The 26,690-nt window shown below is 57.4% G+C and carries 19 protein-coding genes and 4 pseudogenes; 15 read left to right on the forward strand and 8 right to left on the reverse strand.

The window, feature by feature from the left end:
• The 3 genes and pseudogenes from OKC41_RS18600 to OKC41_RS18610 form a co-directional block, all read left to right on the forward strand.
• Positions 1 to 1,533: a YdiU family protein gene (locus OKC41_RS18600; RefSeq protein WP_074423286.1), complete on the forward strand. Its 1,533-nt coding sequence runs from the start codon at positions 1 to 3 to the stop codon at positions 1,531 to 1,533.
• A gap of 567 nt (positions 1,534 to 2,100) precedes the next feature.
• Positions 2,101 to 2,541, forward strand: coding sequence for a peptide-methionine (R)-S-oxide reductase MsrB (gene msrB / locus OKC41_RS18605; RefSeq protein ID WP_034054008.1), 441 nt, complete (start codon positions 2,101 to 2,103; stop codon positions 2,539 to 2,541).
• Positions 2,538 to 2,975, forward strand: a pseudogene (locus tag OKC41_RS18610) (alpha/beta fold hydrolase); the annotation flags it as partial. The gene msrB and the pseudogene OKC41_RS18610, both read left to right, overlap by 4 nt.
• A 23-nt stretch (positions 2,976 to 2,998) precedes the next feature.
• Here the strand turns inward: OKC41_RS18610 and OKC41_RS18615 are convergent.
• Positions 2,999 to 3,844 (reverse strand): annotated as a pseudogene (locus OKC41_RS18615) (IS4-like element ISApu2 family transposase); the annotation flags it as partial.
• A gap of 156 nt (positions 3,845 to 4,000) precedes the next feature.
• Here OKC41_RS18615 and OKC41_RS18620 point away from each other — a divergent pair.
• Together OKC41_RS18620 and OKC41_RS18625 are read left to right on the forward strand one after the other, a co-directional pair.
• Entirely contained in the window at positions 4,001 to 4,372 is a 372-nt protein-coding gene (locus OKC41_RS18620) for a hypothetical protein (protein WP_004099020.1), read from the forward strand.
• 317 nt (positions 4,373 to 4,689) lie between these two features.
• Positions 4,690 to 5,010: pseudogene (locus OKC41_RS18625) on the forward strand (IS4 family transposase); the annotation flags it as partial.
• A 195-nt stretch (positions 5,011 to 5,205) separates the two neighbouring features.
• Here OKC41_RS18625 and OKC41_RS18630 read toward each other — a convergent pair.
• Positions 5,206 to 7,215: an MBL fold metallo-hydrolase gene (locus tag OKC41_RS18630; protein WP_270672256.1), complete on the reverse strand. Its 2,010-nt coding sequence runs from the start codon at positions 7,213 to 7,215 to the stop codon at positions 5,206 to 5,208.
• A 393-nt stretch (positions 7,216 to 7,608) separates the two neighbouring features.
• Here OKC41_RS18630 and OKC41_RS18635 point away from each other — a divergent pair, with 393 nt between their 5' ends.
• Positions 7,609 to 8,169 (forward strand): recombinase family protein, encoded by a 561-nt coding sequence (locus tag OKC41_RS18635; RefSeq protein WP_053821786.1) that lies wholly within the window; start codon positions 7,609 to 7,611, stop codon positions 8,167 to 8,169.
• 2 nt (positions 8,170 to 8,171) lie between these two features.
• The gene (locus OKC41_RS18640) at positions 8,172 to 11,138 is read left to right on the forward strand and encodes a Tn3 family transposase (protein ID WP_053821785.1); all 2,967 of its coding nucleotides are present in this window, start codon (positions 8,172 to 8,174) and stop codon (positions 11,136 to 11,138) included.
• 35 nt (positions 11,139 to 11,173) lie between these two features.
• Here OKC41_RS18640 and intI1 read toward each other — a convergent pair.
• A pseudogene (intI1, locus tag OKC41_RS18645) lies at positions 11,174 to 11,440 on the reverse strand (class 1 integron integrase IntI1); the annotation flags it as partial.
• A 145-nt stretch (positions 11,441 to 11,585) separates the two neighbouring features.
• Here intI1 and OKC41_RS18650 point away from each other — a divergent pair.
• From OKC41_RS18650 to qacE, 3 genes are all read left to right on the forward strand, one after another.
• The gene (locus tag OKC41_RS18650; RefSeq protein ID WP_103244642.1) at positions 11,586 to 12,026 is read left to right on the forward strand and encodes an ester cyclase; all 441 of its coding nucleotides are present in this window, start codon (positions 11,586 to 11,588) and stop codon (positions 12,024 to 12,026) included.
• A gap of 76 nt (positions 12,027 to 12,102) precedes the next feature.
• Positions 12,103 to 12,522 carry an ester cyclase gene (locus OKC41_RS18655; protein WP_233721058.1) on the forward strand — a complete coding sequence of 140 codons (420 nt, stop codon included), beginning with the start codon at positions 12,103 to 12,105 and terminating at the stop codon, positions 12,520 to 12,522.
• 493 nt (positions 12,523 to 13,015) lie between these two features.
• Positions 13,016 to 13,348 carry a quaternary ammonium compound efflux SMR transporter QacE gene (gene qacE / locus OKC41_RS18660; RefSeq protein ID WP_010890145.1) on the forward strand — a complete coding sequence of 111 codons (333 nt, stop codon included), beginning with the start codon at positions 13,016 to 13,018 and terminating at the stop codon, positions 13,346 to 13,348.
• Between the two features lie 248 nt (positions 13,349 to 13,596).
• On the opposite strand, the gene OKC41_RS18665 is transcribed toward qacE, so the two are convergent.
• The 4 genes from OKC41_RS18665 to OKC41_RS18680 form a co-directional block, all read right to left on the reverse strand.
• Entirely contained in the window at positions 13,597 to 14,220 is a 624-nt protein-coding gene (locus tag OKC41_RS18665) for a recombinase family protein (protein ID WP_003155741.1), read from the reverse strand.
• 61 nt (positions 14,221 to 14,281) lie between these two features.
• Positions 14,282 to 15,496 carry a TniQ family protein gene (locus tag OKC41_RS18670; RefSeq protein WP_270672257.1) on the reverse strand — a complete coding sequence of 405 codons (1,215 nt, stop codon included), beginning with the start codon at positions 15,494 to 15,496 and terminating at the stop codon, positions 14,282 to 14,284.
• Positions 15,493 to 16,401 carry a TniB family NTP-binding protein gene (locus OKC41_RS18675; protein WP_270672258.1) on the reverse strand — a complete coding sequence of 303 codons (909 nt, stop codon included), beginning with the start codon at positions 16,399 to 16,401 and terminating at the stop codon, positions 15,493 to 15,495. The genes OKC41_RS18670 and OKC41_RS18675 overlap by 4 nt, the downstream gene beginning before the upstream one ends.
• A 2-nt stretch (positions 16,402 to 16,403) precedes the next feature.
• Positions 16,404 to 18,086, reverse strand: a complete 1,683-nt coding sequence (locus tag OKC41_RS18680; RefSeq protein WP_270672259.1) for a transposase family protein — start codon at positions 18,084 to 18,086, stop codon at positions 16,404 to 16,406.
• Positions 18,087 to 18,276: 190 nt separating this feature from the next.
• Here OKC41_RS18680 and OKC41_RS18685 point away from each other — a divergent pair, with 190 nt between their 5' ends.
• Positions 18,277 to 18,894, forward strand: coding sequence for a recombinase family protein (locus tag OKC41_RS18685; RefSeq protein WP_031227892.1), 618 nt, complete (start codon positions 18,277 to 18,279; stop codon positions 18,892 to 18,894).
• Here the strand turns inward: OKC41_RS18685 and OKC41_RS18690 are convergent.
• Positions 18,891 to 19,214, reverse strand: coding sequence for a hypothetical protein (locus OKC41_RS18690; RefSeq protein WP_101778626.1), 324 nt, complete (start codon positions 19,212 to 19,214; stop codon positions 18,891 to 18,893). The two genes, OKC41_RS18685 and OKC41_RS18690, sit on opposite strands and share 4 nt — an antisense overlap.
• 737 nt (positions 19,215 to 19,951) lie before the next feature.
• Between OKC41_RS18690 and hsdR the strand changes: the two genes are divergently transcribed.
• The 4 genes from hsdR to OKC41_RS18710 all read left to right on the forward strand — a co-directional run bounded on the left by hsdR (position 19,952) and on the right by OKC41_RS18710 (position 26,666).
• Entirely contained in the window at positions 19,952 to 22,417 is a 2,466-nt protein-coding gene (hsdR, locus tag OKC41_RS18695; RefSeq protein ID WP_270672260.1) for an EcoAI/FtnUII family type I restriction enzme subunit R, read from the forward strand.
• Between the two features lie 120 nt (positions 22,418 to 22,537).
• Complete coding sequence (locus OKC41_RS18700; protein WP_270672261.1) at positions 22,538 to 24,025, forward strand: N-6 DNA methylase; 1,488 nt, start codon at positions 22,538 to 22,540, stop codon at positions 24,023 to 24,025.
• Complete coding sequence (locus OKC41_RS18705; RefSeq protein ID WP_270672262.1) at positions 24,025 to 25,773, forward strand: restriction endonuclease subunit S; 1,749 nt, start codon at positions 24,025 to 24,027, stop codon at positions 25,771 to 25,773. Before OKC41_RS18700 ends, OKC41_RS18705 begins: the two co-directional genes overlap by 1 nt.
• 32 nt (positions 25,774 to 25,805) lie before the next feature.
• Positions 25,806 to 26,666, forward strand: a complete 861-nt coding sequence (locus OKC41_RS18710) for a DUF262 domain-containing protein (RefSeq protein ID WP_270672263.1) — start codon at positions 25,806 to 25,808, stop codon at positions 26,664 to 26,666.
• Positions 26,667 to 26,690 lie beyond the last annotated feature (24 nt).

Below are 26,690 nucleotides of genomic sequence, written 5' to 3' on the forward strand. Positions count from 1 at the left end.
ATGCGTGCGTCCACACCAAAGGCCGTGTCGGAGCCGAAGACGCCGGGGACGGGCCCGGCGTTTCGGCTGCCGTTTGACAACAGCTTCTTCCGGGACATGCAGGGGTTCTATGTGCCTTGGAAGCCCGAGCCGTCCCCGGCCCCGGCCTGGGTGCAGTTCAACGACGCCCTGGCGCTGGAGCTGGGGCTGGAGCCGGCGACGCTGAAGTCTGCGACCGGTCTGGCGTGGCTGTCCGGCGTGGAAATGCCGGCTGAGGCGGCGCCGCTGGCGCAGGCCTACGCGGGACACCAGTTCGGCCAGTTCTCGCCACACTTGGGGGATGGCCGCGCCTTGCTGCTCGGGGAACTCATCGACACGGCAGGACAGCGTCGGGACCTGGCCCTCAAGGGGTCGGGCCGTACGCCGTTTTCGCGCCGTGGCGATGGCAAGGCGGCACTGGGCCCGGCGCTGCGCGAGTACCTCATGGGCGAGGCCATGCACGCGTTGGGCATTCCCACGACGCGTGCGCTGGCGGTGATCCGGACCGGTGAGCGGGTGAACCGCGAGGGCTCGCCCCCCGGGGCGATCTTGGTGCGCGTGGCGGCCAGCCACTTGCGGGTGGGCACTTTTGAGTTCTTCGCGGCGCGGGAGGAGGAGGTGATGCTTCGGCGGCTGCTCGACTATGCCGTGGCGCGGCATGACCCCGCCCTCGCCAAGCTTTCCGACAAGCCCATTCCGATGCTGGAGGCCGTCTGTGAGCGGCAGGCGCAGCTGATTGCACGCTGGATGGGCGTGGGCTTCATCCACGGGGTGATGAACACCGACAACATGAGCATTTCGGGCGAGACCATCGACTATGGTCCGTGTGCGTTCATGGAGGGTTTCGATCCGGCCACGGTGTTCAGCTCGATCGACCGTCAGGGGCGATATGCCTACGGCCAGCAGCCGGCCATGGCGCAATGGAACCTGGCCCGTCTGGCCGAAGCGTTGCTGCCGGTTCTGGACGCCCGCGATATCGACGTCGTGGAACGGGTGGAACAGGTGGTGGCCGGGTTTGCCGTGCGCTTTGACCGGCATTGGACCGGGCAGCTGCGCGCCAAGCTGGGCTTGGCCGCTGAAGAGCCGGACGACCGCGCCCTGGCGGACGACTTCCTGCAGCTGCTGCAGCGGGAAAAGGTGGACTTCACGCTGGCGTTCCGCCTCCTGTCCGACGCCATCACGGGGCCGGATGCCGCACTGCACGACCTGTTCGGACGGGAGCGCCCGGCGCTCTCGGACTGGCTGGCGCGCTGGCGCCAGCGCATGGCCCGGGAGGGAAGGACCTTGCAGGACTGCGCCGCAACGGCGTGGTCGGTCAATCCCTTCGTGATCCCGCGCAATCACCAGGTGGAGGCGGCGCTGTCGAGTGCCGTGGACGAGGCCGACCTCGGTCCGTTCGAGCGCCTGCTGGCGGTGCTGGGGCGGCCGTACGAGACGGTGGAGTCCGCGCGGCCATTCACGCTGCCGGCCTCGCCCGAAGTGGCCGCAGCCCACCGCACCTTCTGCGGCACCTGATTGGGGTACCCAACGATTTCTGAAAGGAGACTTCGCATGACCACAACGAAACAGGAACCCGGTGTCCTTGGCGAAGCGGCCGCTCCCCTGGGTGTGACCCGGTGGGTGGACGCGTCGGGCCAGGCGCTGGAACACTTCGACCTGGACCGCATGCCCGGCCGGTTCAAGCTCATCTTCTGTTTTCAGGACGCCTGCCCGGGGTGCCATGCGACCGGCTTTCCGGCGCTTGCCCGGGTGGTCGACGCGTTTCGGGGGAGCGACTTCGTCGGGTTCGCCGCAGTCCAGACCGTGTTCGAGGACTTCGGTTCGAACACCTGGGAGCGCATGCTGGCCAATCACTCCCGCTACGCGCTGGGCATTCCCTTCGGGCACGACGCCGGTGACGAACAGGACGGCGCGGGTTCGGAGCTGATGCGCCGCTACCGCAACGGCGGCACACCCTGGTTCATCCTGATCGATCCCGATGGCAGAGTGGTCTACAACCATTTCCGAATCGACGCCGACAAGCTCGTCACCTTTCTCAAGCGGCTGGAAAACGAACCGGCGGCACCGGAGCCTGGGCCCGACATGTTGACTTGGAAAGGAGTGATTCAACTGGTGGAAACGGGCAACCCGACGCCACCGCGCCGAGTTGAGCGCAGCGAAGCCGAGTGGGCCCAACAGCTGACGCCCGAGCAGTTCCGAATCACGCGGCTCAAGGGCACCGAACGGGCGCACAGCTCCTCGATGTGTACGCTGTTTTCGCCCGGGATCTACCGGTGCGTGTGCTGCGGCACTGAACTATTCGATGCGTCGACCAAATATGACAGCCGCAGCGGCTGGCCCAGCTTCACGCAGGCCATTGCCCCGGGTCTGGTGGGCTATCACGGAGACAACAGCCACGGCATGGTGCGGGTGGAGACGACGTGCAACGTCTGCGACGCCCACCTGGGTCACGTGTTTCCCGACGGACCCAAGCCCAGCGGTCTGCGCTACTGCATCAACGCCCTGGCACTGGAGAAAGCATGAGCAGCGAAAAGGTAGGCTTCGCTGGCAGCAGCCAGGGTCTGCTGGTGGGTGTCTTGGAACGCCCGGACCATGCACCGTTACAAGCCCTGGCGGTGTTTGCCCACTGCTTTACCTGCGGAAAGAACTCTCTCGCCGCGACCCGCATCAGCCGGGCGCTGGCTCAGCAGGGCATCGCCACGCTGCGCTTTGATTTCACCGGTCTGGGCGAGAGCGAAGGCGACTTCGGGCGCGGTGGCTTTTCGTCCAGCGTGGCGGACATTGTGGCGGCGGTGCACTGGATGCAGAGCACGATCGGCATGCCTGCACTGTTGGTCGGACACAGCCTGGGGGGGACGGCGGCCATCGCGGCGGCTGCCCGCCTCGACGGCATACGGGCGGTTTGCACGCTGGGCGCACCCGCGACGGCCGACCATGTGCTTCGTCACTTCGGTCCGACCAAGTCCGAAGAGGATGGGCAGATACAGAACCGTTTTTCCTCTGCAAACCAACGTCTTATGAGTCGATATTTATACTTTCCCGAACTCACATCCAGATCCAGAACCTCGGCTCTGCAGCTTCTCCGATCGATATCCTTGAGCTTTTTTCCGAGTAACTTGGGCATTTCCCTGCCGTCCTGTCGGTAAGCTGCCTGTACTTTGGGATTGAGATTTTGACTCCCTCTGACCAGATAGCTTCCTTTGGCTTTGGTCACATCAGCAAAGTACTCGCGGCTGATGTAACCGGCATCCGCCAATAACAGTTTGTTATTTAACGAATTTGCGGCCGGAAGATGCTTGCGCTCCGATTCGGTATCCGCCGTGATACTCATCGATATCGGCGACTGGTCCAGCAAGGACATGGTCATATGACACTCTACCGCAGCGGGGCTGTGCTTATTGAATCGGCCCGGGAAATGTTCTGCCAATTGTGGATGTAACGCGAATGACGACCCGTCCTGCAGCAGTACCTGCTCAAAGCCTGCCAGTCCGTGGGCGTCCGGTAGACACTCCTTGAGGCGTAAGGCGATGGCTCGTTCAACCAGTGCGCGCATGAACAAGGGAAAACCCTGCTTGCGTAACTGGTTGTGAAAGGGTTTATACGCTATTTGGTCAGTATCATGGAGCTGCAACGCATTGAAATGGCGATGCAAACCAGCAATACCATCCACCTTGTCGCAACCAAGCCCTGAGAGCAGAGCCGGGAGTAGTCTCGCAGGCTGGATATCCCGGAGTCGCTGACAAAAACCGGTAAATTTACCGATCCGGTTGAGTTCAGAAGAGCTAAGAAGTTGCTTGAGGTACTGGGTTGCATTGATAATAGTCATGGCTTCGGGCGTGTCGGTTTTTTTTTGCGATTAAATCAGATCACAAACGAAGCCTTTTTTCTATCTATTTCAATTGGTTGTAGCTAAAGATCCTGTACATGACAGGTCACTGCAGCGGCCAAACTGTTGCCACATCTCAGTTCAGGAGGAAACGCAATGACTCAGGAAAGGATCCAGACCCGCTACCCACTCGGCGGCCCCTTCGCCACCCAGGCTGAGCTGGAGCAGGCCATCACCCAGGCCATAACGACCCACAGACAAGATTTCTTCCCTCTGCTGGAACGGCTGGTGGACGTGGGGGACACCCGGGTCAACCTCAGTCAGGAGAACCCGCTGCGGGTGCTCAGCATCGAACTCGCTGACGGCCGTGAAGGAGTGGCCCATATCAACTACGAGTCCAACTTCGCCGAGAGCTGCCTGATTATCAACGAATACGACCAGCACCAGACCAGCCTGGCCTTTCGCCTCGACGGGGATGCACTTATCTTCGACGTCGAACTGCCGATCGCGTGGAATTTCAATAACTGAAGATTCAGCGGTGTAATGCCGCCTGGTTGCTACACCCGGTCAGCCAGCTCCCCTCACCCTAACCCTCTCCCAAAGGGAGAGGGGATCAGCCCGTGCCAACCTCCAGCCGTGGTAGTCACTCCATACTCTGCTGTTATTTCAGGCGCCTGTAATCTTCCCCATATGGCTGTCATCTGAATAGCAATATCCAGCATATAGCCACCATAACCCTCACTCATGTACAGGATCTTTAGCGGCAACCAATTGAAATAGATATAAAAAAGGCTTCGTTTGTGATCTGATTTTATCGCCAAACAAAATCAACACGCGCGAAGCCTATGACTATTATCAACGCTAATTACTATCTGGAGCAACTCTTGGCTCCCGCCGCACTCGAGCGCATTGCTCGGCTCTGCAAGTTTTGTCTGCGTCAGCGTGCCATTACCCCAGCCATGCTCGTACCTGCACTGCTGCGGGCCATGGGAGGCGACCAGGTCAATGACATTGCCGGTTTACACCGCCATTTCAATGCCTTGCAACTGGTAAACACCCATCAGGTTTCTTACAAACCGTTTCACAATCAGCTGCGCAAAGAGAGCTTTGCCCTGTTTATGAAAGCCCTGGTCGAGCGGGCCATCGCCTTGCGTATCGACCATCAAGGGGTCAGCTCACGAAACGGAAAAAATCGTACGTTAAGCGCATGCCATGTTGGCGCGACGGTCTCTTGACGACCCGATCCTGCCGTTCAGTCCATCAAGAACTGAACAGCAGCTAATAAATTACAGGAGCCGTTCGTGATGAACGGTCACGCGCGGCCAGTCGATGCAGCCATTGAGGAAAAGTGGGTTGAGCAACTATTTTTTCAACGCCTTACCAGGTTTTTTTGGGGCCGAGTTCTGAAGGGGGCCTCTGTGCTCAACTAATCTCTGCAATAGCTGATTAGTTTTCCGTTGCTCTAGTAGTAGCTCGCGGAGGAGGGAATCTGTCTTTGATTCCTTTTCTGGCTCAAGCCACTGCTTGGTATTTAAGTCATACCAAAAACCACTATTGTCAGGCAGCTCGATGCCACAAACGACTCGATCACCTTCCTGACGCGCTTCTCCTCTACTTTGAATCGCCTCCTTTAGCTCCTTACGTGCAGCATGCTGTCCATGATTCAAAAAAATTGTTGCCGCTTTACGCGTCACCCCTTCCTTCACTTCACCGCGCTCACGAAACACGAAATCAAGAACCCCTTCCTGATCCGCATGGCCTGAGTAATAGCCCTGTATTTCAATGGCTTTCAAAGTGACCTCAGTCGGCGTAATTGTTTTCTCGCCAATCACCAGGTCCTCGCTAGGCAAAGGCTTCCCTTGGTCTCTGGCCTTGCAAATACTGATCAGGCGTTCTCCTAAGGTGCCTTTTGCCATATAACCGGTAACCAGAACCGTTGCTTGCCGTCTGGATGCGACAAGTTTTTCAAGATGCTTAACAACAGGTCCACCTTCGCACATTCCGCCACCAGTAATGACTATGCATCCTCTCTTTTGAGTTTCGCCAAACCGAGGAGTTTTGAACGCGGTTTCATACCGGAACTCATGTATGCCAACCGGAATTTTGACCGCTTCGAGATTGGCTACGGGGAAAAGTGTCTGTATGAACTCATCAACCTCCTCCTCGCTTTTCAGGCCTAATCGCTCAGCCATTTTCCGGTTTCGATACACCGTTTTTTCCGGATATTTCTTCTGGCGCCTGCAAAGTTCATCACGAAACACCCCGCTCATCTCTCGTCCTAGTGCAGAATCGAGGACGATGTCCACTGGGTATGTGTGGGAGTTAGAAATGAGTTTCTGAATATCAGCAATTGAGTGTTTTGCCCCCTCCTTGAACGACCACAATGCTTTTCCGGGCTCTGCGGACTTAACGATTTCCTCAGTCCACTGAGCGGCACAGTTGGGCTCTAGCAATGCAATCGCGTCACTCAAGGCGCCATTCAATTGGTATCCCCAGGACATACCGTCAAAGTCATTCACCCAAGGATTTTTGGGGTAGAAGGGAGATTGGCATTGATCTGGTGCCGAAAAATACTTCGAAAAAACGAACTGAAGATCGAAAAGCAGTTCTTGCGTACGCTGCAGAGAAAAGGCAGGTACCACTAGCACTGATTTTTTGTCGAAGACCTCTCGTTGAACGATCTCGCGTAGGACCTCAATCCTGGCGTCAAAATCGGAGAAGTGTTTTTCGCGAATACGGCCACCGTAGGTCGACTCAACGACTATTGCCTCGGGCCATCCGAAAATTCCCTGCCGCCCCGCCAGTAGCGGCTGAAATGGGTTTTCTTTGGTGTTGTTGCCAAGGTCCCCGCTCATGACAATATAGACCTTCTCATTTGCCTCATTGATCCAGCCCAGAACAATTGAACAGGCCCCCAGAACGTGAGCAGAACGCGAAAATGAAGCGAACAGGTCATCAGAGATCGGTAACATCCGCGAAAGCCCGAAATCTGATCTTTCGTCAATGTAATCAAACCTGACACGTTTTACGTCTTCCTCGCTGTACAGTCCTTTGACGTGGCGAACTGAATCCATCAGAGAGATCAGGGTTAGGCGAGCTGTGGCCTTTGTACAGATTACCCGGCCAGTAAAACCTTCCCGATACAGCTTTGGGAGCAGCCCGCAATGATCTAGATGCGCGTGCGTAAGCAGGACAAACTTGATTTCGCACGGAGAGAAAGGAAATGGCCGTCCGTTGTCCGCTTCGTCATTCCCTTCTCCTTGCACCAAGCCGCAATCGACCAAGAACTGCGTGTTTTTTCGATCGTAGGAAAAGTGTGTGCATGAACCAGTGACATGTCCATCAGTTGCGCCAAGAAATCGAATCTTCATTATCCGCTCCCAATTTTCTCTGCTTTACAAGCTCAGTCATGGCCAAGCCGGTAAAAGCGGTTCGTGCCATTGACATAGATGAAGCTACTTTATACCGACAATCCCCGGCTCGCGTAATTAGTGATGGCGAATCGTCCGGGTTGCAGATATGGCCGGAAGGGCGGGTAGAAAAGTACAGCAGTCATGCGAATGACTCGTCAGCGGAAGTAGCGTACGGCAGGAATTGGCCGGGTGCCGACACCCAGCGTCAGTGCGTCAATCTAAGCTATACCCTAACTTGGCGTCAACCCATCCAAGCCATAAGCGTCAGAATAGAGTCGCCTTGCCAATTGTTTGACATAAGCCGGCAAAGGTCATAGAGTTATTCCTGACACATCCAATCAGGAAAACACCTTGCACGGTCAACGCATCGGTTACATCCGCGTCAGCAGCTTCGATCAGAACCCGGAACGGCAGCTTGAACACGTCCAGGTGGACAAGGTGTTCACCGACAAGGCGTCAGGCAAGGACACCCAACGTCCCGAGCTGGACCGTCTGCTCGCCTTCGTGCGTGAGGGCGACACCGTAGTGGTGCACAGCATGGATCGTCTTGCACGCAACCTGGACGATCTGCGCCGCTTGGTGCAGGGCCTCACCCAGCGCGGCGTGCGCATCGCGTTCGCGAAGGAACACTTGACCTTCACCGGGGAAGACTCGCCGATGGCAAACCTTATGCTGTCAGTGATGGGTGCATTCGCCGAGTTCGAACGCGCCTTGATCCGTGAGCGTCAGCGTGAAGGCATCGCGCTCGCCAAGAAACGCGGAGCGTACCGAGGCCGCAAAAAGGCGCTTTCGCCGGATAGGGTGGCCGAGTTGCGGCAGCGTGCAGCCGCTGGCGAGAAAAAGGCCCACCTCGCCCGCGAGTTCGGCATCAGCCGCGAGACCTTGTACCAATACTTAAGAACGGACGACTGACCATGCCCCGCCGCTCCATCCTGTCCGTCGCTGAGCGGGCCAGCCTGTTGGCCTTACCCGATACCGAAGATGAGTTGATCCGGCTCTACACCTTCAGCGAGGCCGACCTGTCGTTGATTCGCCAGCGGCGCGGCGACGCGAACCGGCTCGGTGTAGGGGTGCAGTTGTGCTTGCTGCGCTTTCCTGGTCAGGGACTGCTTCCCGATGCCACAGTGCCTGTGTCCTTGCTGCAATGGATCGGACGGCAACTGCGCACTGATCCCGCATGCTGGCCGCTGTACGCCGAGCGCGATGAAACCCGGCGCGAACACCTGCTCGAACTGCGGGCATACCTGGGCATGGTGCCGTTCGGTTTGGCCCATTACCGCCAGGCCGTCAAAGCAACGACCGAGCTGGCCTTGCAGACGGATAAGGGCATCGTGTTGGCTGCCAGCGTCCTTGACGCGCTGCGCCACCGGCACATCATCTTGCCGACGCTGGATGTCGTCGAGCGCGTCTGCGCCGAGGCCATCACCCGCGCCAACCGGCGCATCTATGAAGCCCTGTCCGAGCTGCTGTCGAGCGGGCACCGGCATCGCCTCGACGATCTGCTGAAACGTCGTGACAACGGCAAGACGACTTGGCTGGCCTGGCTGCGCCAGTCGCCTGTCAAACCGAACTCCCGTCACATGCTCGAACACATTGAGCGGCTCAAGGCGTGGCAGGCGCTCGACCTGCCTTCCGGCATCGAGCGGTCAGTACACCAGAACCGCCTGCTCAAGATCGCCCGCGAGGGTGGCCAGATGACGCCCGCCGACCTGGCCAAGTTCGAGCCGCAGCGTCGTTACGCGACCCTGGTGGCGCTCGCCATCGAGGGCATGGCCACCGTCACCGACGAGATCATTGACCTGCACGACCGCATCCTGGGCAAGCTGTTCAACGCCGCCAAGAACAAGCATCAGCAGCAGTTCCAAGCGTCCGGCAAGGCGATCAATGCCAAGGTGCGATTGTTCGGCCGCATCGGTCAGGCGCTGATCGAGGCCAAGCAAGCTGGCCGCGATCCGTTCGCCGCCATCGAGGCCGTCATGTCCTGGGACGCCTTCGCCGAGAGCGTCACCGAAGCTCAGAAGCTCGCGCAGCCCGAGGACTTCGATTTCCTGCACCGCATCGGCGAGAGCTACGCCACGTTGCGCCGCTACGCGCCAGAATTCCTTGCCGTGCTCAAGCTGCGGGCCGCGCCCGCCGCCAAGGACGTGCTCGATGCCATCGACGTGCTGCGCGGCATGAACAGCGATAACGCTCGCAAGGTGCCCGCTGATGCGCCGACCGGCTTCATCAAGCCGCGCTGGCAGAAGTTGGTGATGGCCGACGCCAGTATCGACCGGCGCTACTACGAGCTGTGCGCACTGTCAGAACTCAAGAACTCGCTGCGCTCGGGCGACATCTGGGTACAGGGGTCGCGCCAGTTCAAGGACTTCGAGGACTACCTAGTGCCGCCCGCGAAGTTCGCCAGCCTCAAGCTGGCCAGCGAATTGCCGCTGGCCGTGGCTACCGATTGCGACCAGTACCTGAATGAGCGGCTGACGTTACTGGAAACACAGCTTGCCACGGTCAACCGCATGGCGGCAGCCAACGACCTGCCGGATGCCATCATCACCGAGTCGGGCCTGAAGATCACGCCGCTGGATGCGGCAGTGCCCGACACCGCGCAGGCACTGATTGACCAGACAGCGATGATCCTGCCGCACGTCAAGATCACCGAACTGCTGCTTGAAGTCGATGAATGGACGGGCTTCACCCGGCACTTCACGCACCTGAAATCCGGCGACTTGGCCAAGGACAAGAATCTGCTGTTGACCACCATCCTTGCCGATGCAATCAACCTTGGCCTGACCAAGATGGCCGAGTCCTGTCCCGGCACGACCTACGCCAAGCTGGCGTGGCTGCAAGCCTGGCATACCCGCGACGAAACCTACTCGACGGCGCTGGCTGAACTGGTCAACGCCCAATTACGGCATCCCTTCGCTGGGCATTGGGGTGACGGCACTACATCATCATCGGACGGCCAGAACTTCCGAACCGGGAGCAAGGCCGAGAGCACCGGGCATATCAACCCGAAGTACGGCAGCAGCCCTGGGCGGACTTTCTACACCCACATCTCCGACCAGTACGCGCCGTTTCACACCAAGGTGGTCAACGTCGGCGTGCGCGACTCGACCTATGTGCTCGACGGCCTGCTGTACCACGAATCCGACCTGCGTATCGAGGAACACTACACCGATACGGCGGGCTTCACCGATCACGTCTTCGCCCTGATGCACCTCTTGGGCTTCCGCTTCGCGCCGCGCATCCGCGACCTGGGCGACACCAAGCTCTACATTCCGAAGGGCGAAGCCGCCTATGACGCGCTGAAGCCGATGATCGGCGGCACGCTCAACATCAAGCACGTCCGCGCCCATTGGGAAGAAATCCTGCGGCTGGCTACCTCGATCAAGCAGGGCACGGTGACGGCCTCGCTGATGTTGCGCAAGCTCGGCAGCTATCCGCGCCAGAACGGCTTGGCCGTCGCCTTGCGCGAGCTGGGACGCATCGAGCGCACGCTGTTCATTCTGGACTGGCTACAAAGCGTGGAACTGCGTCGCCGCGTGCATGCCGGGTTGAACAAGGGCGAAGCCCGCAACGCGCTGGCCCGTGCCGTGTTCTTCAACCGCCTGGGCGAAATCCGCGACCGCAGTTTCGAGCAGCAGCGCTACCGGGCCAGCGGCCTCAACCTAGTAACGGCGGCCATCGTATTGTGGAACACGGTCTATCTGGAGCGGGCGGCGAACGCCCTGCGCGGCCACGGTCAAGCCGTCGATGACGGCCTGTTGCAGTACCTGTCGCCACTCGGCTGGGAACACATCAACCTGACCGGCGATTACCTCTGGCGTAGCAGCGCCAAGATCGGCGCGGGGAAGTTCAGGCCGCTACGTCCGCTCTCCGGGTCTTAGCGTACGATTTTTTCCGTTTTCTGAGACGACCCCTAGAAGAACAGCAAGGCCGCCAATGCCTGACGATGCGTGGAGACCGAAACCTTGCGCTCGTTCGCCAGCCAGGACAGAAATGCCTCGACTTCGCTGCTGCCCAAGGTTGCCGGGTGACGCACACCGTGGAAACGGATGAAGGCACGAACCCAGTGGACATAAGCCTGTTCGGTTCGTAAGCTGTAATGCAAGTAGCGTATGCGCTCACGCAACTGGTCCAGAACCTTGACCGAACGCAGCGGTGGTAACGGCGCAGTGGCGGTTTTCATGGCTTGTTATGACTGTTTTTTTGTACAGTCTATGCCTCGGGCATCCAAGCAGCAAGCGCGTTACGCCGTGGGTCGATGTTTGATGTTATGGAGCAGCAACGATGTTACGCAGCAGGGCAGTCGCCCTAAAACAAAGTTAAGCGTCATGAATGGAGAGCCCCATCAAGTGTTGCAAGAGAACAAACTCCTCGTGAGTGCGTTCGTCGATGCGATTAATGCGCAGGACTGGTCGCGCGTCCTGGCTTTGGTTGCGAGCGACTTCGCCCGCCACAGCACAGCTGCGGGCGAACCCGGCGTCCGATCAGCCGAAGATCTTGTGGCGTTCCTGAAAGCAGAGTTCGCCACGTTCCCCGATGCCACTGAAACACTGCTGGACCTCGTCGCAGAAGGAAACAAGGTCGCTGCGCGGCATCAATTTCACGGTACACAGCTGGGACCGATGGGCCTGTTCCCACCAAGTGGTAAGGTGCTCAACGCAAGCTACATTGCGATCTACCGAATCGAGAACCAGCGCATTGCAGAGGCATGGGCCGAATGGGACAACCTCGCCGGGCTCAAACAGCTTGGTTATGCAAATGAAGCCTAACTTGGCGTTCCAGCCGACCGGCTACGCCGGCGGCTGAATTTGGTCGTTAAGCGTCATGAATGGAGAGCCCCATCAAGTGTTGCAAGAGAACAAACTCCTCGTGAGTGCGTTCGTCGATGCGATTAATGCGCAGGACTGGTCGCGCGTCCTGGCTTTGGTTGCGAGCGACTTCGCCCGCCACAGCACAGCTGCGGGCGAACCCGGCGTCCGATCAGCCGAAGATCTTGTGGCGTTCCTGAAAGCAGAGTTCGCCACGTTCCCCGATGCCACTGAAACACTGCTGGACCTCGTCGCAGAAGGAAACAAGGTCGCTGCGCGGCATCAATTTCACGGTACACAGCTGGGACCGATGGGCCTGTTCCCACCAAGTGGTAAGGTGCTCAACGCAAGCTACATTGCGATCTACCGAATCGAGAACCAGCGCATTGCAGAGGCATGGGCCGAATGGGACAACCTCGCCGGGCTCAAACAGCTTGGTTATGCAAATGAAGCCTAACTTGGCGTTCCAGCCGACCGGCTACGCCGGCGGCTGAATTTGGTCGTTAGGCTTGGTCGAGCCAAGATTTGAGTAACACCATGGGCTCGGTTTCAGCGTCAGTGGCACCAGGTTTCAGCCACTTGGCCAAAGCTGAGTCGGGACCTCTGATTTTCACGGCTGGCTGTAATTTGATGCATCGCATTCCGGTGGCCCATTGGTTTGCAGTGTAATTTCGGGGCGGCGCAGTTCGGGTTTATTTCAGCCTTAGCGCCGCTAGTTACTTTGGCTTCGGCCGCAGCGTGACTTCGGTTCGCTTGAGTGCCTAACAGTTCATTCAAGCGGACGCCGTAAAGCTTCGCTTTTCGGTTTCCTCGCCTGCGGCTCGGCGCCGCTTAATTCAACGTTAGATGCACTAAGCACATAATTGCTCACAGCCAAACTATCAGGTCAAGTCTGCTTTTATTATTTTTAAGCGTGCATAATAAGCCCTACACAAATTGGGAGATATATCATGAAAGGCTGGCTTTTTCTTGTTATCGCAATAGTTGGCGAAGTAATCGCAACATCCGCATTAAAATCTAGCGAGGGCTTTACTAAGCTTGCCCCTTCCGCCGTTGTCATAATCGGTTATGGCATCGCATTTTATTTTCTTTCTCTGGTTCTGAAATCCATCCCTGTCGGTGTTGCTTATGCAGTCTGGTCGGGACTCGGCGTCGTCATAATTACAGCCATTGCCTGGTTGCTTCATGGGCAAAAGCTTGATGCGTGGGGCTTTGTAGGTATGGGGCTCATAGTTAGTGGTGTAGTAGTTTTAAACTTGCTTTCCAAAGCAAGTGCCCACTAATAAACTCAGTCATCTAACAAGTCGTTGCAGCACCGCTCCAGCACTTCGTGCCTGCGCTGGACAGTTTTTAAGTCGCGGCTTTATGGTTTTGCTGCGCAAAAGTATTCCATAAAATCACAACTTAAAAACTGCCGCTGAACTCGGCGTTGAACGACAGCTTTCCCAAAAGCTCTACGGCTGCTCTGGGTCGACACCGGTAATCGGATCGTTGCCGCACTGAACAGCGCCCCGTTCCAGGTCGCCTCCATTTATGCGGCTGAACCGAGGGAGAGCAGCTTTACGCCGTCTGGCCGCAGTTCGCCCTTGGGCGACACGTGCCGGTAGAGCGTCTGCCGGGTAATCCCGAGTTCTTCGCAGAGATCGCCCACCTTGGTTTCCGGTTGCCCCATGCTGGCCATCGCCAGGCGTAGCTTGGCGGCGGTCATCTTGAAGGGGCGCCCCCCTTTCCTGCCGCGAGCGCGCGCCGAGATAAGTCCAGCGACTGTTCGCTCGGAAATCAACTCACGCTCGAACTCGGCCAGCGCGGCAAAAATACCGAACACAAGCTTGCCGGCGGCAGTCGTCGTGTCGACCGCCGCACCGTGACCGGTCAGGACCTTCAGGCCCACGCTACGCGCAGTTAGGTCGTGCACGGTGTTGATCAGGTGGCGCAGATCACGGCCAAGCCGATCGAGCTTCCACACGATCAGCGTGTCCCCTTCACGAAGCGCCTTCAGGCAAGCAGCCAACCCTGGGCGATCATCGCGCCTGCCCGAGGCCAGATCCTCGTAAAGGTGCGCAAGGCTCACACCAGCGGCGATGAGCGCATCGCGTTGCAAATTGGTGGACTGGGATCCGTCCGCCTTCGATACCCGCATGTAGCCGATCAGCACCTTTTCACCCGTCACGTATACGTTCGATTATGTGACAGTGTGCGCCGGAAAGTTCGGGCCGTCAAAATTTGTCACTTAACCCGTCATTCTGTCTAAGACATGCAAAGGGTCCATCAGGCTCATAATGTGACAGAAATTCAAGGGGGATGCCTTCCTTCGCGAAGGTGGAGCGCAACCGTTCCAGGGAAGCGGGATCGCACCGACCAAAGGAAGCCAACGCGAACAGCGAGCGGGCCGTCTCGGGGTCGTGCCGCGCTTCAATGATCGCCTCATCAATGGCCTGGACCGCCCGTTGCCAGTGATCGACGGGTTCGGGCTTCGGCGCTCTCGCTGGCAGTCCACTGGTGAACCCGGTTTGGGGCTCGGACCAGAATAGCTTTGCCTGCTCGCCCGGCGGGCTTATATCCCTCACTTCAATCAAGTGGATCGCCGTTGCCGCCGCCTCCAGCATCTGCAACCGTACTGCCGGGTTCAGGGTTTCATACGGTCGCCACAGACTTTGCCCTGCACGCAGCGGATGCCCGCAGCCTTCCCAGACTTGGCGGAGATACCCCGCGTAGGTGCCGCACGCCGAAAGCGGGGTGTTCAGCTCATCGAGCAGCGTGCGTAGCAGCCGAAACCACAATCCTGCGTGGATGCGTCGGCGCGGCAACTCCACGTGGCCGGTCGTCAGAGCCTGCCAGGTACGCTGGTCCATCGCCGCAATCGCATCGCTGGCAGTGCGCGGTTTCTCGGCGTTCTCCCAGCCGAGAAACCGCCCTGGCACGCCCCAATAGGATTCCAGCCAGCAGCCATGCAGTGGGCAGCTCAGCATCAGGGGCAGCTTCCACGCGAGCAGTACGGCTTGGTTCTCCGGATCGTTCAGGCAGAGCGGACAGGCGCGGTGTATCGGTTGGGTGGGCAGCCAGGCACGCCAGCTCGTGATGGATCGCGTCTTACGGCGGAGTCTCGGCAGCAGTACCGAGAGCTGGAACGCATAGGTTTCCAGGGCATCTGGAATCTGATCATCGAGGCTATCCAGTAGCCAAGGCACCCAGCCGGCGAAACTCATGCAGCGCAGCCGATCCAGCTCGATACCGCTCCGCTGGGAGAGCATCGCCAGCAGCGCCAGTGGAGGCGCGGTGTCCAGGTCATCAACCTGGCCGTGACCAAGATCGTGCTCTAGCAGCTCGGACACTTCCATGTGATAGCAAAGGGCCACGCGGTTGAGCCACGAAGACAGGGCTTCGCCTTCCCTGGGTGCCGGATGCAGTGGCCAGCGTGGCGCTGGCTTCACATCAGTTCCCGCTCGAATTGCCGCCGCCGCTCGCTGGGACCGGTGTAATCGGCCATGCTGAGCGTGCGGTGGTTGATCGCTTCCTCACCACTCTCCACGGCGGCCACGGCCGCCGCCATCAATAGGTGCGCCAGCTCGCCAATAGTGCCCTCGCTGCGCGTGAGCAGGTAGCGAGCCATGTCCAGCGTGGCAATCGACGAAGGTCGCCGCAGCGGGAGCGAAGCCGCGAAGCTGGCCAGCAGTGAACAGCAATCGTCGTTGGCCTCCCACACCGGCAGCATCATCGGCTCGAAGCGGTTTTCCAACTGGTCATCCGAGCGGATAGCCAGGTAGGCGTCGCGCGTGCCGACCCCAACCAGCGGGATGCGCAGTTCGTTGCCGAGGAAGCGCAGCAGATTGAGGAATTCCCGGCGGTTGACGCTGTTGCCGGCCAGCACGTTGTGCAACTCGTCGATCACCAGCATGCGCACACCGACCTTGCGCAGCAGTGCCAGCGCCAGTTGCTCCATTTCCGGCAGCCGTGGGCGCGGCCGCAATGGCGCTCCCATCGCCGCGAGCAGCGCGACGTAGAAGCGGATCACCGATGGCTCGGACGGCATCTGCACGACCAACACCGGGATGTGCTCCTGATCCTTGTCGGAGCTGGCCAGGTGGGTACGGCGGAACTTCTCGACGATCATCGACTTGCCGTTGTTGGTTGGCCCGACCAACAGCAGATTGGGCATGCGTTGTTTGTTCGGCCACGCATACAGGGCTTCCAGCCGGTTCAGCGCCTCGACTGCGCGCGGATAGCCAATCCAGCGGTCGGCGCGAAGGCGATGGATGCGTTCGTCAGCCGGAAGACGGGCAAAACCCTGAGCCGCCGGCAGCAGGTGGGACAGGTCGATGATGGGATATTCGTCCACGGCTACCACTCCTCAATCTGGTCGAACGGTTTGGCCGGTGGCTTGTTGTCTGCCTGTGGGTCAGCCATGTCCGCGTCCGGTGGTGGCGCGGTTTTGACGGGCGGTGCCGTCGTCTTGAGATGTTGGCGTCTATCCGCGTCGCGCCGCGCCTTGCGCGTAGCCTTCTGCGCGGTGGTCACGATCTCGCGCATCTGGCCGATCATGCGAAACAGCGCCGACTCATCCACCTGTTCGCGACCTTGCTGCCGCAATTTCGCCAGCGCCTGTCGTTGTTCCCAGAGAGTGACAGCCGGGTGCGACAAGGTACGGTAGGGAATTTCCAGGTAGTGCTGACCCTCCGGTTCCAGCACCCAGATACGGCTGATGTCGCGTGGGTCGCGCCGGATCAAAAAGGCGGGCAAGCGGTCGCGCCGAGCAATCCACGGCTTGAGCGCATCGGCGTAGTAGTGGATGTGGTCGATGACGAAGCCGGTACGGGTCAGCGTGCGGCGGATGATGGGCAGAAAATCGACCAGAAAAGCAGTGGTGCGAGTTATGACGGTTGGCGCGCCGGCCCGCGCGATCGCTTCGGCCCAGCGCGCGGCCGGCGGTTGGAGTAGGCCGTTGTGCACGGAGCCGTGATAGGTGCCGACCGCCAATGTAAGCCAGCGCTCCAGTTCGCGCAGTGTCAGGGCGGCCATCTTCTCGGAGGCGTATTCCCCGCGCTGGTCAGGGTTGGAGAAGGTCGTCCCCGGTAATTCGTCGTGGATCATCTGCATCGCCGTACCGATGATCCGTTCAACGATGCCGCCGTAGTGCGGCTGCCCAAGCGGACGATAGTCCAACCGGATGCCATGCTGTTCGCAGCCACGGCGCAGCGCCTCGCTCTTGAACTCGGTCGCGTTATCCAGGTAAAGCAGCCTGGGCTTGCCACTCATCGGCCAGTCCATCTCTACGTCCAACCCCTCCAACCAAGGGCGCTTGTCGCTGCCGGCATGCGCAAGGCACAGGCCGACCGAGACGGCGGACGGCGCTTCCAACGTGACCACCATGCCAACCACGCAGCGGGTGAACACGTCGATGGCGAGGGTCAGGTATGGACGGCCAATCGGTTGCCGGTCGCGCTCGTCCACCACGATCAGGTCGATGACCGTATGGTCAATCTGCACCTGCTCCAGTGGCGCGGAGATTGGCGGAGGAACGCCACCGACACCTTGCAGGGTGCGGGACGCATCCTGGCCTTCCCGAAGGCGAGTGGTCTTGAGCGGATCGAGGCCGGCAATCCGCAACGCCACGGTGTTGCGCGCCGGCACCCGCAGCTTTTGCAGCTTGCACACCCGCACAACTTCACGGTGGAACGCCGCCAAGCTGCGCTTCTGCTTGGTCAGGAAGCGCTTTTGCAGTAGCTCGCGGATGATTCGTTCGACCGACTCCGGCAAGCGGCCTTTACCTTTGCCACCGCTCGACTGCCCAAGAGCCAACTCAGTGACCAGCCCCGAACCTTGGCGGGCACGGCGGATCAGGACGTAGACCTGCCGCTGGGACAGACCCAGCGCCTGGGCTGCTGCGTCGGCCGCTTCATGCCCGACCGTTTCCGACTGTGCCAGCGGCCCGATGATCTCCGCACGACGGCGCGCACGCGCCCATGCCTCATCAGGCAGAGTGGCCACGCCTTGTTCGGGAATCCGTGGGGTGTCGGCCGCCATGCTCACCTCGCTTTGGTGCACACGAGCATTGAGCATAGACGAGTTTCGTGCAGAGGAGTCCTGATATCCAGCTATCAGGAGCCGTATGCACAACCGGCTTCATACCTCGTTGATTGGTGCAATCGTCTTCTGAAAATGACAATTGAACCAATAATTAGGAACCACTTTAAACAGACCGATGGGGGTTTCAATGTTCATACGGGCGTATTTACGTGCATCGACAGTGGAACAGGATGCTGAGCGGGCACGAGAGCTGCTGATTGGTTTTGCTGCTGAGCATGGCCATCAGATTGCCAGTTTCTATGTAGAGAATGAGTCGGGGGCGACGCTGGACAGGCCTGAGCTTATGAGGCTGATCCGCGACGCTGCAGATCGTGACATTGTGCTGGTAGAGCAGATTGATCGTCTGGCTCGCCTCAATCAGACGGATTGGCAAACACTGAAGCAGCTTTTGGCACAGAAACAGCTCTCCATCGTTTCTCCTGAGCTTCCGACTTCCTGGGTGGCATTACAGGGGGACAGCCGCTCCGAGTTCACCAGCGCCATCTTGCAGGCTGTAAATGGCATGCTGTTGGATATGCTCGCAGCCGTCGCTCGTAAAGACTATGAAGATCGCCGTCGCAGGCAGCAGCAGGGTATTGCCAAGGCCAGGGATGAAGGGAAATACCGTGGTAGGCAGAAGGATGAGAAGAAGCGTCAGCACATCGCTAGGCTGTTGGTGACAGGCCACAGTTATTCCGTGATTCAGGAGATGCTTGGTTGCTCAAGGTACCTTATCGCCAGTGTGGCCAAGGAGACACGCAGTTAGCTCCAGAAGTAGTAATTTTTGATGACCGGCCCACCCTTGCGCTGTGGGCGTGGGGTTGTCTTGAGGGTTTTCGCTGTCCAGATGAGTGCGATGCTCAGCGCAGTGAACAGCCCGGCGGGCCAGTGCCAGCAGGTGAGTGCAGCAAGAGCCATTAACTGCAACCTGGCCGTGATGGGGCGCCTGGTGGCCCAGGCCAGTATTGGCCAGCACCAGTAAACCGGTGGCAGGCAGATCAGCAGCCATGCAAACACCGTGTCGCCAAGTGCCATCAAGCCCAGCGCAACCACCGCCATGAGGGCGATATCAGCGATCGGTTTCATGGTGTTTCTCTTTTGCATGCGCCTTGTAGCTATACAGACTCCACACGAAGACAAGCGTGAAGAAGGCCAGCAAGCCTACCATTCCCCAACTGAACGCATCCATCGTGTTACTCCACCAATGAACATGATTTCAGCATGGCACTGAAGGTCTTGGTATTCAATCAACTTATTGAAAATGTTGACTTTGTTCGTTCGTGACAAAGTTGGAGTACTGGAATCCAGTGGCTTATTGACCAGTGGAATCAGCGCCCTTATCCCCGGCCAATCCCTGTCCAATTCCTTTCCACATAACTATCTATCTGGAATCTTGGTGCGGATATTCCAGATAGTGGAATGTCGCTTCAGAACGAGCACCTGGAATATTGATAGGGGCCTTCCCATCTATCTGGAATGTTCGTGCTGTTTTTCGCTCTGGAATGTTGGCCACTCTGTCTGAGGTGAGTGGGAAAACCCGGTGTGCTGGAATTGATGGGGGCAGATTCCCATCTATCTGGAATCTTGGCCTCTGCATTCAGCGAGAGCCAAACCGGCTGACTTGCTATGGGACTAACTCAAGCGATGCCCTTCAACAATCATTCACTACGACCTAGTTACGCCATTGCCAGACGTTTCCTTGACCCGAAGGCATGCCATCAAGAGCTGCACCCATGTTGCTTTATGAGTCTGAAATCAATAAAACCCGGCTGAATTTATGAGAGAATCTTGAGCAATATTGTCCCCCGACCGGAAGAGTGCTCATGGCTGAGATCAACAAAGCAACCCTCACCGAAGCCGACATCATCTCAAAGTACCTGCTGCCTGCTATCAAGGCTGCGGGGTGGGATGACCTGACCCAGGTTCGCCAGGAGGTGAAGCTGCGGGATGGCAAGGTGGTGGTGCGCGGCCAGATGGCGGCACGCAAGAAGGTCAAATCGGCCGATATCGTGCTCTATCACAAGATGGGCTTGCCACTGGCGGTGATCGAGGCCAAAGCCAACAAACATGAGATTGGCAAGGGGATGCAACAGGGGCTCGATTATGCCCGTCTGCTGGATGTGCCGTTCACGTTTGCCAGCAATGGTGATGGCTTTGTATTTCATGACAAGACCAATCCGGCCAAGCTGGAATCCGAGATCGCGCTGGAGGACTTCCCCAGCCCGGGCCAGCTTTGGGACAAACTCTGCACCTGGAAGGGTTACACCCAGGCACAGTTGCCTGTCATCAGTCAGGACTATTACTCGGATGGCAGCGGCAAATCTCCCCGCTATTACCAGCTGCAGGCCATCAACAAGACCGTAGAAGCCATCTCGAAAGATGAGGATCGGGTATTGCTGGTAATGGCCACCGGCACCGGCAAGACCTACACGGCATTCCAGATCATCTGGCGTTTGTGGAAGGCGGGCGCCAAGAAGCGCATCCTGTTTCTGGCCGATCGCAACATTCTGGTAGATCAAACCAAGATCAATGATTTTCAGCCCTTTGGCTCGGCCATGACCAAGGTCACCGGGCGCACGATCGACCCGGCTTATGAGATCCACCTTGCCCTCTATCAGGCGCTCACCGGGCCGGAAGAGTCGCAGAAAGCCTTCAAGCAGGTCTCACCCGACTTCTTCGACCTGATCGTGGTGGATGAGTGCCATCGGGGCAGCGCCGCCGAAGACAGCGCCTGGCGCGAGATCCTCGAATACTTCTCATCGGCCACCCAGATTGGTCTCACCGCCACGCCCAAAGAGACCGAAACCGTCTCCAGCACCGATTACTTCGGTGACCCTGTTTATACCTACTCCCTCAAAGAGGGGATCGAAGATGGTTTTCTTGCCCCCTACAAGGTGGTGCGGGTCGATATCGATGTCGATCTGCAGGGGTGGCGTCCCACCAAAGGGCAGATGGACAAACAGGGCAACCTGATTGAAGACCGTATCTATAACCAGAAGGATTTCGACCGCACCCTGGTGATCGACGAGCGTACCCAGCTGGTGGCCGAAACCATCACCAACTACCTCAAGAAAACCGACCCGATGGCCAAGACCATCGTGTTCTGCAACGACATTGATCATGCCGACCGGATGCGACGGGCGCTGGCGAACCTTAACCCCGAGCAGATGCTGAAAGATGATCGGTATGTGATGAAAATCACCGGCGATGATGACCTTGGCAAAGCCCAGCTCGACAACTTCATCAACCCGAAAAAGCCCTATCCGGTCATCGCTACTACCTCCGAGCTGATGACCACCGGCGTCGATGCCAAAACCTGCAAGTTGGTGGTGCTGGACCAAAACATCCAGTCCATGACCAAGTTCAAACAGATCATCGGCCGTGGCACCCGTATCGACGACAAGTACGGCAAGCTCTGGTTCACCATTCTCGACTTCAAGAAGGCCACCGAGCTGTTTGCAGATCCCCGTTTCGACGGTGAGCCGGAGCGCGTCATGGTGGTCAAACCGGCAGACATCAACAATCCGGATGAAGGCTTGGGCGATATCATCGGCGATGCCGATCCGCTGCCAACCGATGAACCCGGCGACAATGACGATCCGTTTGCTCCCGGAGTCGATGAACAACCCGGAAGCTACACAAGCGGTAGTGACGGTGGCCACAGTGGCGCAGGGAGTCAGGGCGCAGGCCCGCTGGGTGGCCCCGAGCCCGGGGTCAGCAAGTATTATGTCAACGGCGTGGCGGTCAGCGTCATCGCCGAGCGGGTGCAGTATTACGATGCCGATGGCAAGTTGGTGACCGAATCCTTCAAGGACTACACCAAAAAGACCCTGCTCAAAGAGTTTGCCACCCTCGATGCGTTCACCAAACGCTGGCAAGCCGCCGAACGCAAGCAAGCCATTATGGATGAATTGGCTCAGGCGGGCGTGCTGTGGGAGGTGTTGGAGCAGGAAGTGGGCAAGGAGCTCGACCCGTTCGACCTTATCTGCCATGTGGTATACGATCAGCCGCCACTGACCCGCCGCGAGCGGGCCAACAACGTCAAAAAGCGCAACTACTTCACCAAGTACAACGACACCGCCCAGCAGGTGCTTACCAGACTGCTCGACAAGTATGCCGATCAGGGGGTGACCGAGATTGAGACCAAGGATGCGCTAAAAGTGGCCCCCTTTACCGAGTTGGGTCGTCCGCTGGAGTTGGCCAAGAAGGGTTTTGGTGGCCCCAAACAGTTCGAGCAGGCAATCACCGAACTGGAGCAAGAAATTTACCGTGAGCAGCAGAGCGCCTGACGACCTGACGGCTTCTGAACTACCATGCGGCCATTCCAATGATGGCCGCTTGTTTTATCGATACTCCTGACGCATTCGCCCCTGTATTCGTCACCATTTTTGTAAAAAGCAGAGAATCCCATGTCATCCATCAGCTCAGTCATCAAATCCATTCAGGACATCATGCGCAAGGACGCCGGTATTGACGGTGATGCCCAGCGCCTCGGCCAGCTCTCTTGGCTGCTGTTTTTGAAAGTGTTCGACGCCCAGGAAGAGGAGTTGGAGTTTGAGCAGGATAACTACCGCTGCCCTATCCCCGAGCGCTTCCTGTGGCGCAACTGGGCGGCCGATAGCGAAGGACTGACCGGCGATGCCCTGCTCGATTTCGTCAACAACGATCTGTTCGACAGCCTGAAAAACCAGCCTGCCAGTATCGGTCTCAACCCCCGTGGCTATGTGGTGAAAGAGGCGTTCAGCGATGCCTTCAACTACATGAAAAACGGCACCCTGCTTAAGCAGGTGATCAACAAGCTAAACGAGATCGACTTTACTGACAGCAGCGAGCGCCACCTGTTTGGCGATATCTACGAGCAGATCCTGCGCGACCTGCAAAGCGCCGGTAACGCGGGTGAGTTCTACACCCCCCGCGCCGTCACCCGCTTTATGGTCAACCGCATCGACCCCAAGCTCGGCGAGCGGATCATGGACCCGGCCTGTGGTACCGGCGGCTTTCTCGCCTGCGCCTTTGATCATGTCAAAGAGCACTATGTCGAGACCGCTGCCGACCACCAGACCCTGCAGCAGCAGATCCTGGGGGTCGAGAAGAAGCAACTGCCACACCTGCTCTGTACTACCAATATGCTGCTGCACGGCATCGAGGTGCCGGTGCAGATCCGCCACGGCAACACCCTCGACAAACCGCTGTCGAGCTGGGATAGCGATATCGATGTGATCCTCACCAACCCGCCCTTTGGTGGCACCGAAGAGGATGGTATCGAGCAGAACTTCCCCGCTGATCTGCGCACCCGTGAAACCGCCGACCTGTTCCTGCAACTGATCATCGAAGTGCTGAAAAAGGGCGGTCGTGCCGCCGTGGTGCTGCCCGATGGCACCCTGTTTGGCGAAGGGGTCAAAACCAAGATCAAGCAACTGCTCACTGCTGAGTGCAACCTGCACACCATAGTGCGGCTGCCCAACGGCGTGTTTGCCCCCTATACCGGCATCAAGACCAATATCCTCTTCTTTACCAAGGGCCAGCCCACCAAGGATGTCTGGTTCTACGAGCACCCCTATCCGGCTGGGGTGAAAAACTACAGCAAGACCAAGCCGATGAAGTTCGAGGAGTTCGAAGCCGAGATTGCCTGGTGGGGCGATGAGGCTGACGGCTTTGCTGCCCGGGTTGAGAACGAACAAGCCTGGAAGGTCAGTATCGAGACCATTATCGAGCGCAACTTTAACCTCGATATCAAAAACCCCCATGTCGGCGAGCAGATAAGCCATGACCCTGACGAGCTGCTGGCGCGCTATGCCACAGAGCAGGCTGAAATCCAGACCCTGCGTGACCAGCTAAAAGCCATTCTGGGCGAAGCCTTGGGTAAAGAAGTGGTCAAGCAGGGGGGGCAGGCATAATGGCGATCGAAAGTCTGATTACCGACCATCTGGATCTCTGGAGTGCGGCGGTGCGCCCGAAAAGCAGTGCCGGGCGCGGCAGCAATAGCAAGCTGGAACTCACCGGCATCAAAAAGCTGCGCGAGCTGATCCTGGAGCTGGCCGCGCGCGGCAAACTGGTACCGCAAGATCCCAGCGATGAACCCGCCTCCGTGCTGCTTGAGCGCATTGCCGCCGAAAAGACGAGGTTGGTGAAAGAGGGTGAAATTAAAAAGCCAAAAACCTTGCCGGAAATTAGCGAGGAAGATAAGCCGTTTGGATTACCGGAAGGGTGGGAGTGGGTCAAGCTGGGGGACATTGGTTATGACCATGGTCAGAAGACTCCTGACTCTTCATTTACCTATATTGACGTGGGCGCAATTAATAAAGAAATGGGCTTTATTGATTCACCGACAGTAATGGCTGCTTCCGATGCACCATCTAGGGCTAGAAAAATTTTAAAGTCTGGAACAATTATTTATTCTACAATTAGACCCTATCTTCTTAATATAGCGGTTGTTGATAAGGATATGTATCCGGAGCCAATTGCGAGCACTGCATTTGCAATTATTCACCCATTTGATGGTGTTTTAAGTCGCTACGTATATAGGTATCTTCGTTCACCATGTTTTGTAACTTATGTTGAAAATGTTCAAACAGGAATTGCCTATCCGGCGATTAATGATAAGCAGTTTTTTAATGGAATAATTCCACTTCCTCCAACAGAAGAACAACACCGCATTGTCGCTAAAGTCGATGAGTTAATGGCCATCTGCGACCAGTTGGAGCAGCAAAGCGAGGCGCAACTGGCGGCGCACCAGACTCTGGTGGAGGCCCTGTTGGCGACCCTGACAGACAGCACCGACGCCGATGAGCTGGCCCAAAACTGGACGCGGCTAAGCGCTCACTTCGATACCCTCTTTACCACCGAGGCCAGCATCGACGCCCTGAAGCAGACCATCCTGCAACTGGCGGTGATGGGCAAGCTGGTGCCGCAAGACCCGAGCGATGAACCCGCCGCAGCCTTGCTGGAGCGTGTCGCCGCCGAAAAAGCCCAGCTGGTCAAAGAGAAGAAAATCAAAAAAGAGAAACCGCTACCTGCGATCAGCGAAGACGAAAAACCGTTTGAACTGCCGCAGGGGTGGGCATGGTGTTATCTGCAAGAGATTACTTTTCTGATAACGGATGGGAAACATGGTGATTGTAATAATTTAGATAATTCTGGATTCTATTTTTTATCAGCCAAAAACATCCAGAACGGCAAACTGGTTTACGATAATGCTAGGCAAATTGTTGAAGCAGAGTTTGCAGAGGTACATCAGCGAACCGACTTGGAAGCAGGTGATATTTGCATGGTAAATACGGGTGCTACAGTTGGTAAAATGGCTATAGCCCAAGATCATATTTATACAAGAAAAACCACATTTCAAAAGAGCGTTGCCGTAATTAAAGTTGCAAATAATTACATTTCAAATAGATATGTGGCATTATTTCTTGAGTCTGAGATCCCCAATCTATTAAAGCTATCTGGTGGCAGCGCCATTAATAACTTATTACTTGGCGATTTAAAAAGAAAACTATTACCGCTTCCTCCACTCGTAGAACAGCATCGCATTGTCACTAAAGTCGCTGAGTTAATGGTCATCTGCGAACAACTTAAATCCCGCCTGCAAACCAGCCAGCAGACCCAACTTGCCTTGGCCGAGGCTCTTGTAGAGCAGGCGCTTTAGTTATGGGGGACGTAACTTATCGGGTTCAAACCGTGGGAGCACTGCTTGAGCAGCGCCTTGCCATTCCTTCATACCAGCGCCCCTACAAATGGCAACAAAAACACGTCAATCAATTGATCGATGATGTGTTAACCCACCGTAGTAAACAGTGCTATCGCCTTGGAACAGTGGTGTTGCACAGGGATGCGTTAAAGCCATCTTATAAAGGTGAACTTAATATCGTTGATGGTCAGCAGCGCCTGCTGACCTTAACTTTGCTTTGTTCATTGCTTGACCATAGTTGTGAGTTTTCAACGCCGCTATTGGAACACGCTTTTGCGTCAAGGATCAGCATCAACAACCTTGAGCATAATGCCAAAGTCATTGAAAACCGCCTTGTGGGGCTAAAGGATGACGAACGTAAATCACTGCTGCACTTTGTGCTTAATAAGTGTGAACTGATCGAAGTGACGCTCGATGATTTGAGCGAAGCCTTTCAGTTTTTTGACTCGCAAAATGCCAGAGGCAAGGCACTCGCACCCCATGATTTGCTAAAGGCATACCATTTGCGCGAAATGATGGATGCCACAGAGCAAGCCGAACGACTACACCATGTCAGCCTGTGGGAGCAAGGGGTCAGTCCAGATGATGAGTCCGCTAACCTTCACATCATTATGGGCGAGTTCTTGTTCCGTCTGCGCCGATGGTTGGATGGTGATTATGGCGTTCAGTTCAGTCGCCATAATCTTGAGGTGTTCAAAGGCGTTAACCTGGCTACAGCTGATTATCACTATATACAGTCTATGCTCGCTCTGGATTTCGCTATTGAGCATTACAATACTGATCTTGCCAGGAAGTGGGCAGGGCGGGATCGCACTTTGTTAATGAAATTTGAACAGGCAGATCGTCTGTGATCTAATCGCGTCTCCATGCAGGAG

It is taken from the genome of Aeromonas sp. QDB17, from assembly GCF_027705305.1.
Taxonomy (GTDB): domain Bacteria; phylum Pseudomonadota; class Gammaproteobacteria; order Enterobacterales; family Aeromonadaceae; genus Aeromonas; species Aeromonas caviae.

Bases quoted from the DNA above. Each gene is read 5' to 3' on its own strand.
- OKC41_RS18680 (WP_270672259.1), bottom strand. From the start codon at position 18,086: ATGGCGGCCGACACCCCACGGATTCCCGAACAAGGCGTGGCCACTCTG.
- hsdR (WP_270672260.1), top strand. From the start codon at position 19,952: ATGGCTGAGATCAACAAAGCAACCCTCACCGAAGCCGACATCATCTCA.
- OKC41_RS18650 (WP_103244642.1), top strand. From the start codon at position 11,586: ATGAATGGAGAGCCCCATCAAGTGTTGCAAGAGAACAAACTCCTCGTG.
- OKC41_RS18690 (WP_101778626.1), bottom strand. From the start codon at position 19,214: ATGAAACCGATCGCTGATATCGCCCTCATGGCGGTGGTTGCGCTGGGC.
- OKC41_RS18620 (WP_004099020.1), top strand. From the start codon at position 4,001: ATGACTCAGGAAAGGATCCAGACCCGCTACCCACTCGGCGGCCCCTTC.
- OKC41_RS18630 (WP_270672256.1), bottom strand. From the start codon at position 7,215: ATGAAGATTCGATTTCTTGGCGCAACTGATGGACATGTCACTGGTTCA.
- OKC41_RS18700 (WP_270672261.1), top strand. From the start codon at position 22,538: ATGTCATCCATCAGCTCAGTCATCAAATCCATTCAGGACATCATGCGC.
- OKC41_RS18685 (WP_031227892.1), top strand. From the start codon at position 18,277: ATGTTCATACGGGCGTATTTACGTGCATCGACAGTGGAACAGGATGCT.
- qacE (WP_010890145.1), top strand. From the start codon at position 13,016: ATGAAAGGCTGGCTTTTTCTTGTTATCGCAATAGTTGGCGAAGTAATC.
- OKC41_RS18705 (WP_270672262.1), top strand. From the start codon at position 24,025: ATGGCGATCGAAAGTCTGATTACCGACCATCTGGATCTCTGGAGTGCG.
- OKC41_RS18640 (WP_053821785.1), top strand. From the start codon at position 8,172: ATGCCCCGCCGCTCCATCCTGTCCGTCGCTGAGCGGGCCAGCCTGTTG.
- OKC41_RS18600 (WP_074423286.1), top strand. From the start codon at position 1: ATGCGTGCGTCCACACCAAAGGCCGTGTCGGAGCCGAAGACGCCGGGG.
- msrB (WP_034054008.1), top strand. From the start codon at position 2,101: ATGTTGACTTGGAAAGGAGTGATTCAACTGGTGGAAACGGGCAACCCG.